Annotated in this window: 12 protein-coding genes; 10 read left to right on the top strand and 2 right to left on the bottom strand. The window is 69.4% G+C overall.

Annotation, left to right across the window (positions count from 1 at the left end; translation table 11 throughout):
* Window positions 1–46 precede the first annotated feature (46 nt).
* The 10 genes from K8V84_RS11560 (at window position 47) to K8V84_RS11605 (ending at window position 11,171) form a co-directional block, all read left to right on the top strand.
* Window positions 47–1,084: a thiamine pyrophosphate-dependent dehydrogenase E1 component subunit alpha gene (locus K8V84_RS11560; RefSeq protein ID WP_304074069.1), complete on the top strand. Its 1,038-nt coding sequence runs from the start codon at window positions 47–49 to the stop codon at window positions 1,082–1,084.
* A complete protein-coding gene (locus tag K8V84_RS11565; protein WP_304074048.1) occupies window positions 1,081–2,103 on the top strand; it encodes an alpha-ketoacid dehydrogenase subunit beta in 1,023 nt (340 codons plus the stop codon). The genes K8V84_RS11560 and K8V84_RS11565 overlap by 4 nt, the downstream gene beginning before the upstream one ends.
* Window positions 2,104–2,108: 5 nt before the next feature.
* Window positions 2,109–2,450, top strand: a complete 342-nt coding sequence (locus K8V84_RS11570; RefSeq protein ID WP_304074050.1) for a biotin/lipoyl-containing protein — start codon at window positions 2,109–2,111, stop codon at window positions 2,448–2,450.
* Between the two features lie 158 nt (window positions 2,451–2,608).
* Window positions 2,609–3,340 (top strand): alpha/beta hydrolase, encoded by a 732-nt coding sequence (locus K8V84_RS11575; protein WP_304074052.1) that lies wholly within the window; start codon window positions 2,609–2,611, stop codon window positions 3,338–3,340.
* 352 nt (window positions 3,341–3,692) lie between these two features.
* On the top strand, window positions 3,693–4,748 hold the full coding sequence (locus tag K8V84_RS11580) for a BMP family ABC transporter substrate-binding protein (protein ID WP_304074054.1): 1,056 nt from the start codon (window positions 3,693–3,695) through the stop codon (window positions 4,746–4,748).
* A 191-nt stretch (window positions 4,749–4,939) separates the two neighbouring features.
* Window positions 4,940–6,541: an ABC transporter ATP-binding protein gene (locus K8V84_RS11585; RefSeq protein ID WP_304074056.1), complete on the top strand. Its 1,602-nt coding sequence runs from the start codon at window positions 4,940–4,942 to the stop codon at window positions 6,539–6,541.
* Window positions 6,538–8,127, top strand: a complete 1,590-nt coding sequence (locus K8V84_RS11590; protein WP_304074058.1) for an ABC transporter permease — start codon at window positions 6,538–6,540, stop codon at window positions 8,125–8,127. Before K8V84_RS11585 ends, K8V84_RS11590 begins: the two co-directional genes overlap by 4 nt.
* Window positions 8,124–9,380, top strand: coding sequence for an ABC transporter permease (locus K8V84_RS11595; RefSeq protein WP_304074060.1), 1,257 nt, complete (start codon window positions 8,124–8,126; stop codon window positions 9,378–9,380). The genes K8V84_RS11590 and K8V84_RS11595 overlap by 4 nt, the downstream gene beginning before the upstream one ends.
* The gene (locus tag K8V84_RS11600) at window positions 9,359–9,778 is read left to right on the top strand and encodes a cytidine deaminase (RefSeq protein ID WP_304074062.1); all 420 of its coding nucleotides are present in this window, start codon (window positions 9,359–9,361) and stop codon (window positions 9,776–9,778) included. The genes K8V84_RS11595 and K8V84_RS11600 overlap by 22 nt, the downstream gene beginning before the upstream one ends.
* Before the next feature lie 103 nt (window positions 9,779–9,881).
* The gene (locus K8V84_RS11605; protein ID WP_304074064.1) at window positions 9,882–11,171 is read left to right on the top strand and encodes a thymidine phosphorylase; all 1,290 of its coding nucleotides are present in this window, start codon (window positions 9,882–9,884) and stop codon (window positions 11,169–11,171) included.
* Between the two features lie 394 nt (window positions 11,172–11,565).
* Here K8V84_RS11605 and K8V84_RS11610 read toward each other — a convergent pair whose 3' ends face one another.
* Entirely contained in the window at window positions 11,566–12,144 is a 579-nt protein-coding gene (locus tag K8V84_RS11610; protein WP_304074066.1) for a hypothetical protein, read from the bottom strand.
* Between the two features lie 99 nt (window positions 12,145–12,243).
* Window positions 12,244–12,702 carry a hypothetical protein gene (locus K8V84_RS11615; RefSeq protein ID WP_304074067.1) on the bottom strand — a complete coding sequence of 153 codons (459 nt, stop codon included), beginning with the start codon at window positions 12,700–12,702 and terminating at the stop codon, window positions 12,244–12,246.
* Between the last annotated feature and the right edge of the window lie 223 nt (window positions 12,703–12,925).

Here is a 12,925-nt window from a genome sequence, read left to right on the forward strand (position 1 = left end):
TGGCGCGCCACCGCGCGCTCAAGGGCCACGTTGGGAGCCGCTCGACATGCCACCCCGAGAGTCGACGGGCCAGGACACCATCACCGTGGAACACCTGTCGCCCGAACTCACCCGCGGTCTGTACCGCGACATGCGCACCGCGCGAGACCTGGATACCGAGGCCATCGCCCTGCAACGCCAGGGCGTCTTCCCCGCCTACGTCTCCGTCCGAGGACAGGAGGCCGCGCAGGTCGGCGGAGCCTCCGCGCTCGATCCCACCCGCGACTTCGTCTTCCCCACCTACCGAGAGATGGCCGCCGCCCTGGCCTACGGCGTCGAGATGGTCGGCTACATGGCCACCCATCGCGCCCTGTGGCACGGCGGCCTCTACGACGTCATGGAATCCCGGTTCGGTGCCATCAACGCGGTCGTGGGCGGTCCGGTCCCGCACGCCGTGGGCTGGGCGATCGGCGAGAGACTACGAGGTGGCGAGGGCGTGGCCATGGCCTACTTCGGTGACGGCGCCAGCTCGGAGGGCGACGTCCACGAGGCCATGAACTTCGCGGGGATCTTCACGGCTCCCGTCATCTTCTTCTGCCAGAACAACCAGTGGGCGCTCTCGGTGCCCAACCACCGGCAGGTCGCCGGCGGTTCCATCGCCGCGCGCGCCCAGGGATACGGCATCGAGGGCGTCCTGGTGGACGGCAACGACGTCGGCGCGGTCCACACCGCGACCGCCAAGGCCGTCCAACGGGCCAGGGAGGGCGGCGGCCCCACCGTCATCGAGGCCCTCACCTACCGGGTCGAGCCGCACTCCACCTCCGACGACCCCGGCCGGTACCGGAACGAGGGCGAGGCCGCCCTCTGGCTCGAACGCGACCCCCTCACGCTGCTGCGCGCCGCGTTGATCGAGGCCGGTCACGCCGCCGAGGCCGACCTGGACCGGATCGACGCCGAGGCCGCCGAACGGGCCGAGGAGATCCGCGACGGTGTCGCCGAGGCCCCCGAGCCCCACGGCTCCGAACTGTTCACCCACGTGTTCCGGGAGACCACGGAGGAACTCACCCGGCAGCACCGCACCTGGCAGGAAGAGGTCGAGCTGTGACCGAGCTGATCGAGCGAGCCGCCGCCCCGGACCCCCGGGGCGAGACGGTCGAACTGTCCATGCAACAGGCCATCAACCGGGCCCTGCGCGTCCTGCTCGCAGAGGACCCGAAGGTGCTCGTCTTCGGGGAGGACGTGGGCGCCCTGGGCGGTGTCTTCCGAGTCACCGACGGGCTGCAGAAGGAATTCGGGGAGCAGCGTGTCTTCGACACCCCCTTGGCCGAGTCCGCCATCATGGGCATGGCGGTCGGCTTGGCGATGAACGGCCTGCGGCCCGTCCCCGAGCTCCAGTTCGACGGTTTCGCCTACCCCGCCATCGACCAGATCGTGAACCAGGTGGCGCGCATGAACTACCGCACCCGCGGCGCCGCGCCCATGCCGATCACCCTGCGTCTGCCCTCCTTCGGCGGTATCCAGGCCCCCGAACACCACGGGGAGAGCCTGGAGGCGCTCTTCGCGCACACCCCCGGCCTGAAGGTCGTGGCCCCCTCCGACCCGGCCGAGGCCTACAGCCTGCTGCTGCAGTCGGTGCGCTCCGACGACCCGATCGTGTACATGGAGCCCAAGGCCCGCTACTGGGACCGTCGGCCGTTCCGGCCGAGCGAGCCCACCGACCCCATCGGAACCAGCCGGATCGTCCGCCCGGGCCGGCACGCCACCCTCGTCGCCTGGGGCGCCATGGTGCACAAGTGCGTGCAGGTTGCCGAACTGGCGGCCGAGGACGGTGTGGAGCTGGAGGTCCTGGACCTTCGCTGGCTCAAGCCCATCGACGCCGCCGGACTCGCGGCCTCGGTCTCGCGCACCAAGCGCGCCGTGGTCGTCCACGAGGCGCCGCTCACCGCGGGGCTCGGCGCGGAGGTCGCCACCCTGATCACCGACGGCTGCTTCCGCGAACTGGCCGCCCCGGTCCAGCGGGTCACCGGCTTCGACGTCCCCTACCCGGCCGGCCCCCTGGAATCCCAGTACCTGCCGACGATCGACCGCGTCCTGCTCGCGGTCCAGCGCACCCTGGAGTACTAGCCCACATGGCACAAGAGAACATCACCTTCACCCTTCCCGACCTCGGTGAGGGACTGGTCGAGGCGACCGTCCTGGAATGGCAGGTGGCGGTCGGCGACGTGGTCGGCCGAAACGACCCGCTGGTCGAGGTGGAGACCACCAAGTCCGCCGTGGTGATCCCCTCGCCCAAGGCCGGACGTGTGGTGGAGCTGCACGCGGAGGAGGAGGGGGTCGTTCCCGTCGGCGACCCTTTGGTGACCTTCGCGGTCGAGGTGGAGGAGGCGCCCCGGGCCGGCATCGTCGGCAGGGTGCCGACCGAGGACGCGGCACCGCGACGCAGGGTCCGTCTCAAGCCCCCGACGGACTGACCGGCCCATCGGTCAAAGGTCCCATCTTTATCGGAGGCCCGTTCGGATGTCGGCACGAGTGGGAGCCCTTGTCTCGACCATTCGATCAGAGGAACATCTGAATGGGTCTCCGTTCCCTTTGGTGAAATACCCGAACCGTGAAAGGGGCGGAACGATTCATGGCCCGAAATCTCGTCGGAGACGTGACAATACGCTATGCGGATTTGCCTCCGCAGGCCCCGAGGGAGTCCGTTCCGGTGCTTCTGTTGCACGGTTTCGGAAGCTCCTTCGACATGAATTGGCGGGCCACCGGTTGGCCCCGTGCCCTGGAGACCGCGGGCCGCCGTGTGATCGGTCCGGACCTGCGCGGCCACGGGGGCAGCGCGAAACCCACCGACAGCGGGCTCTATCTGCCCGAACACTTCGTCGCCGACCTTCTGCGGCTCCTCGACGAGCTCGGCCTGCCGAGCGTCGACGTGGTCGGCTACTCCATGGGATCCAGGCTGGCCTGGGCGCTCGCGCTCACCGCCCCCGAGCGTGTGCGCCGCATGGTGTTGGGCGGATTCGGCCCGGTCGACGCGCTGGCCGGTCTGGACGAGGGCGAACCCGGGACGGGGAACACCCCCTTCGACCACGTCTTCCGTACGGTCGGCGGGCTGCCCGGCAACGACCCCGAAGCGCTCGCCGCCTGCGCGCGGGGCCAGGCCGCCGACCCCTTCACCGTCGAGCCCCGGCCCGAGGGCGTGCCGATCCTGCTGGTGGCAGGGGCCAAGGACACGGTGGCCGAGGGCGCCGCAGACCTGGCCGCCTCCTGCGAGGGCGTCTTCGTGGAGATCCCCGGGCGCGACCACGCCAACGCGGTCTCCTCCCGGGTGTTCAAGCAGGCGGCGGTGGACTTCCTCGCCGGCTGATCCCGGAGGACGAAGGGCCGCGTCGGATATTGGGTCAGGCCGGTCTAGACCGGCCGGCTTCCACATGGGTGTGTGACCAAAGGTGAGGGATTCGGTACAACCGGTCGTAATCCCGTGTTCTTCCAGGGAAGAGGGGGTCGAAAACCGGGAAAAGCCGAACGGCCGGCCCCTCTCGGTGTGCTCTTGGTAACTTCCGAGTAAGGCCCCGTGTCACTTGGCTCTCGCCTTCATAACAACTCCGACCGTGGGTTAGGTGTACTTTCCGCAACGGGATATCGTCCGGCTGCAGAACTCAGGCCGGTCCCGCGCGGAATGCGGCACCGCTGAGAGGGCGAAGGGGAGAGTTACCCAAGTGAAGCGTAGTAACGCAGCCAAGTTCGCCGCCGTCGCCGCGGCGGGCATGCTGGCACTCACCGCGTGCGACAGCGCGGTCGAAGACGGCGACAACGGCGGTGCCGATGGCGGGGACGAGGCCTCCGAAGTACGCGTGGGCCTGGCCTACGACGTCGGTGGTCGCGGCGACCGTTCCTTCAACGACTCCGCGTTCCGAGGCCTGGAGCAGGCGGCCGAGGAGCTGGGAGTGGAGACCCAGGACTTCGAGCCGTCCGACGGTGAACCGGACTCCGCCAAGGAAGAGCGTCTGGCCACCATGGCCGACGAGGGCTACGACGTCGTCATCGCGGTCGGGTTCGCCTACGACGCCGCCATCCAGGCGGTCGCGCCCGAGTACCCGGACGTCGACTTCGCCATCGTGGACTCCGAGATCGAGGGGATCGACAACGTCACCAGCCTGGTCTTCGCCGAGGAACAGGCCTCCTTCCTGGCCGGTGCCGCCGCGGCGCTGACCACCGAGGAGGACCACGTCGGCTTCGTCGGAGGTGTCGAGACCCCGCTGATCCACAAGTTCGAGGCGGGCTTCAGCGCGGGCGTCGAGCACGTCAACGAGGACATCAACGTCGAGATCGACTACCTGAGCCAGCCGCCGGACATGAGCGGCTTCAGCGACCCGGCCCGTGGCCGTGAGGTCGCCCAGGCCCAGTACGACCGTGGCGCGGACGTCATCTACCACGCCGCCGGCGCCTCCGGCAACGGTGTCCTGGAGTCGGCCGTCGACAACGACTTCACCTTCATCGGTGTCGACAGCGACCAGTACGAGAACGCCGACGACGAGCAGAAGCCGCACGTGCTGACCTCCGCCATCAAGCAGGTCGACCTCTCGGTGTTCGAGCTCATCAAGGCCGCCACCGAGGACAGCGTCGAGGGCGGCATCCAGCGTTTCGACCTCAGCGAGGGCGGTGTGGACTACACCACCAGCAACGAAGAGGCGATCGCTCCGCTGCAGGAGGAGCTCGACGAGCTCAAGGAGCAGATCATCGCCGGTGACATCGAGGTTCCCACCGAGCCCTGATGGGCACGGAACCCACCACTGAGCGGGCACCGGGCCCGCGCCGTGATCCACACCGGTCACGAGGAACGGAGCCGGAGGGGGCCCTGGCCCCCTTCGGCTCCGCCCGGTAGCCGCACCGCGACGAAGGTGTCCGGACGTGGCCGTACCCCGGCCCGCCCGCGCCCCGCCGCAAGTTCCCCAAGAGGAGTCTGATGAGCAGCACGCCATCGGGCGGCGGGTCGAACGGACCCGCCGCCGTTGAGCTGCGCGGGATCACCAAGCGTTTTCCCGGCGTCGTGGCCAACCACGACATCGACATCACCGTGGCTCCCGGTACCGTGCACGCCATCGTCGGCGAGAACGGGGCGGGTAAGTCCACGTTGATGAAGACCCTGTACGGCATGCACAAGCCGGACGAGGGCACCATCCACGTCAAGGGTCGAGAGGTGCGGTTCAACTCGCCCTCCGACGCGATCAAGAACGGCATCGGCATGGTGCACCAGCACTTCATGCTCGCCGACAACCTGACCGTCCTGGAGAACGTGGTCCTGGGCGCCGAACGTCGTCACGGCATCGGCAACAAGGCCCGTGAGCAGATCCGCGCACTGTCCGGTCAGTACGGCCTCGGGGTGGAACCCGACCGCCTGATGGAGGACCTGGGCGTCGGCGACCGCCAGCGCGTGGAGATCCTCAAGGTCCTCTACCGAGGCGCCGAGACCATCATCCTGGACGAGCCCACCGCGGTCCTGGTCCCGCAGGAGGTCGACGAACTCTTCGACAACCTGCGCGAACTCAAGCGCGAGGGCCTGACCGTCATCTTCATCTCGCACAAACTCGACGAGGTCCTGTCGGTCGCCGACGAGATCACCGTCATCCGACGCGGCACCACCGTCGCCACCGCGGACCCGCGCACCACCACCGCGCGGGAACTGGCCACGTTGATGGTCGGTGGCGAGCTGCCCGTCCCCGAACTGCGCGAGTCCACCGTCACCGACCACGTGGTCCTGTCCCTGGACGGGGTCACCGTGACCTCCGCCGACGGCCGCAACGTCGTCGACGACGTCTCCGTGGACATCCGCAAGGGCGAGATCGTCGGCATCGCCGGCGTCGAGGGCAACGGTCAGTCGGAGCTCATCGAGGCCATCATGGGCATGCGCCGGGTCTCCTCCGGCCACATCCGCCTGGAGGGGGACGACGTCACCTCCTGGACAACGCTGCGCATCCGGGAGGCGGGCGTCGGCTACATCCCCGAGGACCGACACCGTCACGGCGTGCTGCTGGAGTCCCCTCTGTGGGAGAACCGCGTCCTGGGTCACCAGACCCGCGAACCCAGCGTGCGCGGGCCCTGGATCAACAAGGCCGGAGCCAGGCAGGACTCCGAGCGCATCGTCGCCGAGTACGACGTGCGCACCCCCAACATCGACGTCATCGCCGACGCGCTCTCCGGCGGTAACCAGCAGAAGTTCATCATCGGCCGGGAGATGAGCGGGCGACCGCGTTTCCTGGTCGCCGCGCACCCCACCCGGGGCGTGGACGTGGGCGCCCAGTCAGCGATCTGGGAACAGCTGCGCGAGGCCCGGGCCGAGGGCTTGGCCGTGCTGCTGATCTCGGCGGACCTGGACGAGCTGATCGGCATGTCCGACACGCTGCACGTCATCCTGCGCGGACGTCTGGTGGCCGAGGCCGACCCGACCGACGTCACCCCCGAACAGCTCGGTTCCGCCATGACCGGCGCCGGCCTGGCGGGCGACCGGCAAAGCGATTCAGGTGCGAGCGACGGCACCGACGGAGAAGAGAACGAGGGCGGCGCATGAGTAAGCTTCCCCGCCCCGACATGACCATGTCCGGGCCCGTGGCCGCCGCGATCGCGGTCGTCCTGGGCGCCGGGGTCACCGCGGGGCTCGACCTGGCGCTGCTGTGGTGGGCGGCGCTCATCATCGCAGTGGTGGTGGCCTTCGGCTTCGTGGCGTGGACCGCCCCGCTGATCTCCATGAAGCGCGGTGCCGGATCCGGCGGTGCCAAGGAGGAGGGGACCGCCCTCCACAAGACCCTGGTGATGCCCACGGCACTGATCCTGGCCGTGGTGTCGGGTCTGCTGTCCGCCTGGCTGCTGGACCTGCAACTCCAGGAGTGGGCCGCGGCCCTGATCGGCGGCGCCATCGGTGCCGCGCTGGCGTTCCTGCTGTTCCACCGACTGTCGACCATGCTGGCGCTGTCCTTCGCCGCGGTGTTCGCCGCGGGGATCCTCGCCATCGGGGTGACCGCCGCGGTGCTGTACTTCAGTGGCATCACGCCTCTGGACACCTTCGATCGGATGCTGGAGTACGGCACCAGGCCCAACAGCATGGTGCAGATCATCAACGACGGCATCACCTACTACCTGGCCGCCGTGGCCGTGGCGATCGGCTTCAAGATGAAGCTGTTCAACATCGGCGTCGACGGTCAGTACCGGTTGGCGGCGCTGCTGTCGGCCGCGGTCGGCGGATACCTGATCCTGCCGCCGGTGATCAGCCAGTTCGTCGTCATCGTCACCGCGGTCGCGGTCGGTGGCGTGTGGGCGGGTATCGCCGGTTACCTCAAGGTCGCCCGTGGCGTGTCCGAGGTGATCTCCACGATCATGCTCAACTCGATCGCCACCGGTATCACCGCCTACCTGTTGACCGAGGGACGCCTCGCGGTCGAGATCAGCACCAACAACATCGGTACCCCGCCCATCCCCGAGTCCGGTTGGGTCCCCGGTATCCCGGCGACCTTCCTCGGTTCGGAGCGGGAGATCTTCGGTCTGCTCTTCCTCGCCGTCGCGGTCGGCATCGGTTACTGGGTCATGCTCAACCGCACCCGGTTCGGCTTCGAACTGCGGGCCACCGGCCAGTCCAAGACGGCGGCCGAGGCCAGCGGCGTCGACGTCAAGAAGATGGTCTTCCTGTCCATGCTCTTCTCCGGCATGGTCGCGGGGCTCGTGGGCCTGCCGCAGTTGCTCGGCAGCTCCCACTACTACGCGCTGGACTTCCCGACCGGGATCGGCTTCATCGGCATCGCCATCGCGCTGCTGGGCCGCAACCACCCGGTGGGCATCGTCTTCGCCTCCCTGTTCTGGGCCTTCCTGAACCAGGCGGCGGGCATCCTGCCCTTCGACGGCATCCCGCAGGAGATCGCGGTCATCGCGCAGGCCACCATCGTCCTCACGGTCGTCGTGGTCTACGAGGTGGTCCACCGCTGGGGCCGTCGCTACCAGCAACAGCAGATCGGCAAGCAGCTCGGTCGGACGACCGAGACCACACCGGAGCCCGCGGCCGTGTCCCACGGCCCGGAGCACGGTTCCGACGAGGGTGACGACAGCGTCCCCGGCCGCTCCAAGGAAGACGGCACCGACGACAAGAGCGGTGGGGAGGCACAGTGAGCCAGGAACTCAACGTGATGGAGCCGGTGACCAAGCGCCGGCCCAAGGGGTGGGCGCGCTGGCGCGTCCTCACCCTGCTGATGGCGGTCTTCGTGTCCCTGGCGGGCCTGCGGGTCATCACCGGCCAGGACATGCTGACCGACGCGGGCACCGTCCGCACCACGCTGACCTTCGCGGTCCCGATCGGCCTGGCCGGCCTCGGCGGTCTGTGGGCCGAACGCGCGGGCATCATCAACATCGGGCTCGAAGGCATGATGATCTTCGGGACCTGGTTCGGGGCCTACTTCGCGTGGAGCTTCGACAACCCGTGGATCGGCCTGATCGCGGGGACCATGGGCGGCATGCTCGGTGGCCTGATGCACGCGGTGGCCACGGTGACCTTCGCCGTGGACCACATCGTGTCCGGTGTGGCCATCAACATCCTGGCCCTGGGCGCCATGCGCTACATGTCGATCCTGATCTACTCCGACATCCCCGGCGCGGGCGCCGCCCAGTCCCCGGTGGCGCCGTCGTTCCCGACCCTGAACGTGCCGTGGCTGCCCGAGGCACTCGCCCCCGTCGCCCAGAGCGGGATATTCCTGGTCAGCGACCTGGCGTCGCTGGTCATCGGGCTCACCACCCGTATGTCCGCGCTCACCCTCATCGCCATCCTGCTGGTCCCGATCACCTACCTGGTGCTGTGGAGGACCACCTTCGGCCTGCGGTTGCGGTCGGTGGGCGAGAACCCCGACGCCGCCGAGTCCCTCGGTGTTCCGGTGTACACCCTCAAGTACATCGCCGTGGTCGTCTCCGGTGGCCTGGCCGGCATGGGCGGCGTGTTCCTGGCGATCGTCGCCTCGCAGATCTACCAGGAGGGGCAGACCGGCGGCCGAGGCTACATCGGTCTGGCCGCGATGATCTTCGGTAACTGGCGTCCGGGCGGTCTGGCCATGGGCGCGGGCCTGTTCGGCTACACCGACGCCCTCCAGGTGCGCGGCGGCGGCGCGGCCATCCACGCCCTGCTGCTGCTCCTGGCCGTGGTGCTGCTGGTGGTGGCCGTCTGGCAGGTGCGCAAGGACCGCAAGGGCATCGCCATCGCCGGTTTCCTCACCGCTGTCGTGCTGCTGCTGTGGTACTTCAGCACCGACTCGCTGCCCCGCGAGCTGGCCACCTACAGCCCGCACATCGCCACCCTGTTGGTGCTGTCCCTGGCCTCGCAACGGCTGAGGGCGCCCGCCGGGGTCGGTAAGCAGTGGAGGGCGAGTCGGTCATGAGCGGATCCGAGACGACTGTGGACTGGGCGGGTCTGAGGGACGCCGCCCGGGAGGCCATGACGCGCGCCTACGCGCCGTACTCGAAGTACCCGGTGGGCGCGGCCGCGTTGGTCGACGACGGTCGGATCGTGAGCGGCTGCAACGTCGAGAACGCCTCCTACGGCGTGGGCCTGTGCGCCGAGTGCGGACTCGTCAGCGCCCTGCACGCCACCGGGGGCGGCCGGCTGGTCGCCTTCGCGTGTGTGGACGGAAAGGGCGAGCCCCTGATGCCGTGCGGACGCTGCCGTCAGCTGCTGTACGAACACGGCGGACCCGAGATGCTCCTGGACACTCCCGAGGGGATCCTTCCCCTGGACCGGGTGCTGCCCCAGGCGTTCGGACCGCACAACCTCACCTGATCAGTTGATCGCAAGGCGTCTCCCCGGTCCCGTCCCGCGTGGCCGGGGAGACGTCGTTTCAGCCACGTTCTCCACCGGAGGACGGCCATGGAAGGGACATGACATGGACGCCATCGAGATCATCCGCGCCAAACGCGACGGGGTGGAGCTCACCCCCGAACAGATCGACTGGGTGATCGCGGCCTACACCCGTGGTGAGATCGCCGAGGAACAGATGTCGGCGCTGGCCATGGCCATCTTCCTCAAGGGGATGAACCGTGCCGAGGTGGCCCGCTGGACCGAGGCCATGCTGGACTCGGGGGAGCGCCTGGACTTCTCCGACCTGGCCCGACCCACCACCGACAAGCACTCCACCGGCGGGGTGGGCGACAAGATCACCCTGCCGTTGACACCCACCGTGGCGGCCTGTGGGGCGGCCGTGCCCCAGCTGTCCGGGCGCGGGCTGGGCCACACCGGCGGCACCCTGGACAAACTGGAGTCGATCCCGGGATGGAGGGCCTCGCTGTCCACCGAGGAGATGCGGCAGGTCATCGTCGACACCGGCGGGGTGATCTGTGCGGCCGGTTCCGGGCTGGCTCCGGCCGACCGCAAGCTCTACGCCCTGCGCGACGTCACCGGCACCGTCGAGTCGATTCCGCTCATCTCCGCCTCGATCATGAGCAAGAAGCTGGCCGAGGGCACCGGTTCGCTGGTGCTCGACGTCAAGGTGGGTTCGGGGGCGTTCATGAAGGACACGACCGCCGCCCGTGAGCTGGCCCGCACCATGGTGGACATCGGCAACGACCACGGAGTGCGCACCGTGGCGCTGTTGACCGACATGGAGAGCCCGCTGGGCCGTCAGGTGGGCAACGCCCTGGAGGTGGCCGAGGCGGTGGAGGTGCTCTCCGGTGGCGGACCGGCCGACGTGGTGGAGCTGACCGTGGCCCTGGCCCGGGAGATGCTCACCGCCGCCGGGCTCACCCCGGGTGAGAACGGGATCAAGGACCCGGCCGAGGCGCTGCGCGACGGTAGCGCCCTGGAGTCCTGGAAGGACATGATCCGTGCCCAGGGCGGCGACCCGGAAGCGGACCTGCCCGAGGCCGCCGAGAGCCGCGTGGTGCTCGCCCCGACCTCCGGGGTGGTGACCCGCCTGGACGCCTACCAGGTCGGCCTGGCCGCTTGGCGGCTCGGTGCGGGACGGGCCCGCAAGGAGGACGCGGTGTCCTTCGGCGCGGGTGTGACCCTGCACGCCAAGCCGGGCGAGGAGGTCGTCGCGGGCGAACCGCTGTTCACCCTGTACACCGACGAGGCCGAGCGCTTCGGGTGGGCCGCCGAGGCCCTGGAGGGCGCCTGCGACATCGGCGGCGCCGACGAGTGGACCCCGAGGCCGCTGGTCATCGACCGCGTCGCCTGATCCGATCCGCGCGAAGGGCCAGGAGTGGGGCGGGCACCGGGGGCTGCGGCGCCCGCCCCGGGGAGGTCACTCCCAGGTGGAGTCGAGAAGGTGGGCGAGGGTGGCGTACCCGGACCGGTGGCAGGCCGCCGCCATGGGAGGTGTTGCCCAGGTCGGTGGCGGCGCGGATCCGGGGCACGCCCTGGTCGGCCGGGAAACGGGTCCCCTCGGCGAGGATCCCGTGGATGAGGCCCGGCCCCGTCGGGCAGTGTGGCCACCCTCCACCGACACCTCTCGTGCCCTTTCCGGACGAGGCCCGAAGCCGCGCGCGACCCCCCCCTTCCCGGAGCGTTCGGCTCCGAAGACGGGCCGGAACCCGGCCGGGGCCCATGATGGGCCCCGGCGGATCGGGTGGTCACTCCATGATCGGCGGCATCATCTGCTCGGCCGCCTCGGGGACCATGTAGAAGGCCACGGCCGCGATGACCACGAACAGCAGCCCCACGATCACGGTGGTGGTCGCGGCCCACTTGGCCCAGGGGCGGGTGCCCGGGTTGATCAGCGCCAGCGACAGGCCCGCGAAGAGGACCGCGAGCAGCGCCACCCCACCGCCCATCATCAGCTGGAGTTCGATGTGGCCGATCTGCTCGGGAGCTATGGGTTGTCCGCTCACCAGGATCATGCTGGTGAGCATCTCCAGGAGCTGACCCGACATGATGGTCACGCCGAGCAGGACCAGGGCGACGAGGCCGAAGGTCTCCGCGGACAGTACGCCGCCGGGACGCGGGTCGGACGTCGACCCGGCGACGGGCTCCGCCCCCTCGGTGTTCGGGTCCCCCGCCTGGTCGGGGTCCTGCCCCTCGGCCGCATCGTGGGGTGATTCCTCCGCGGTCTCGGTCTCGACTCCGGCCGGTTCGAAGCTCGGCCGGCCGGACTCCTCCGGCTCGGTCGTGGTGTTCTCGGGTCCTGTGTTCTCTTCCGGTGTCGTACTCACGCGGCCAACGTACCCGTGGGTGTGTATAAGCAGTGCCTAAGAATCGCCTGGTGGACGTAGGGAACCGAGCCGGAGGGGTCTCCGGCCCGGGGACGGGGATCAGGGCGACAGCAGTACGTACGAGGTCACGGTCAGCAGGACCAGCAACAGCCCGACGATGACGGTGGCCGCGGCCAGGTGACGCGCCCACGGGCGGGTGGTGGGAGCGGCGCGCACTAGCGCCACGGCGGCGCTCACCACGGCCAGCGCGGAGAACAGGCCGGCGCCGGTCAGCTGCCCCTGGACCGCCGCGCTCAGGGTGCCCTGCGCGCCGGTCAGGGTGTGCTGGTTGAAGATCGCCACCAGCTCGGTGGACAAAAGCGTGGTGGCCAGCAGGAGGAGTCCGGCCACGCTGAAGGTCTCGGGTCCGAACAGTCCGGCCGGCCGCGGTTCGGGGACGCCGGAGACGAAGGCTTCGCCCGCGCCGCCCTCGGACTCGGAGGGCTTCCGGTCGGCGGCGTCATCGGTGGTTTCGGAGGTGGGGGTGGTGTCCTTGGTGTCTTCTGGGGAGGTGCTCACCCGCGTCAAAATACCGGCCCCGTGTCCCGAAAGCCGCCCTCCGTAACGGGATGATCGCGACCGGTTCCGGCCATTTCGACGAATAAGGGTCCTGAACCGGACGAATCAGAAACAAGCACAGGTGCTTGTTTTTTTCTGTGTCCGGTGTCACTCTCGTGTCCATGACCGCTACAGCAGCCCCCTCCCTGCGGGTCGGCAACGCCTCCGGGTTCTACGGAGACCG

The organism is Nocardiopsis listeri, from assembly GCF_020741345.1.
GTDB lineage: Bacteria > Actinomycetota > Actinomycetes > Streptosporangiales > Streptosporangiaceae > Nocardiopsis > Nocardiopsis listeri_A.

Coding starts and splice junctions, on each gene's coding strand:
- K8V84_RS11560 (WP_304074069.1), top strand. CDS start 47: ATGCCACCCCGAGAGTCGACGGGCCAGGACACCATCACCGTGGAACAC.
- K8V84_RS11570 (WP_304074050.1), top strand. CDS start 2,109: ATGGCACAAGAGAACATCACCTTCACCCTTCCCGACCTCGGTGAGGGA.
- K8V84_RS11575 (WP_304074052.1), top strand. CDS start 2,609: ATGGCCCGAAATCTCGTCGGAGACGTGACAATACGCTATGCGGATTTG.
- K8V84_RS11585 (WP_304074056.1), top strand. CDS start 4,940: ATGAGCAGCACGCCATCGGGCGGCGGGTCGAACGGACCCGCCGCCGTT.
- K8V84_RS11590 (WP_304074058.1), top strand. CDS start 6,538: ATGAGTAAGCTTCCCCGCCCCGACATGACCATGTCCGGGCCCGTGGCC.
- K8V84_RS11605 (WP_304074064.1), top strand. CDS start 9,882: ATGGACGCCATCGAGATCATCCGCGCCAAACGCGACGGGGTGGAGCTC.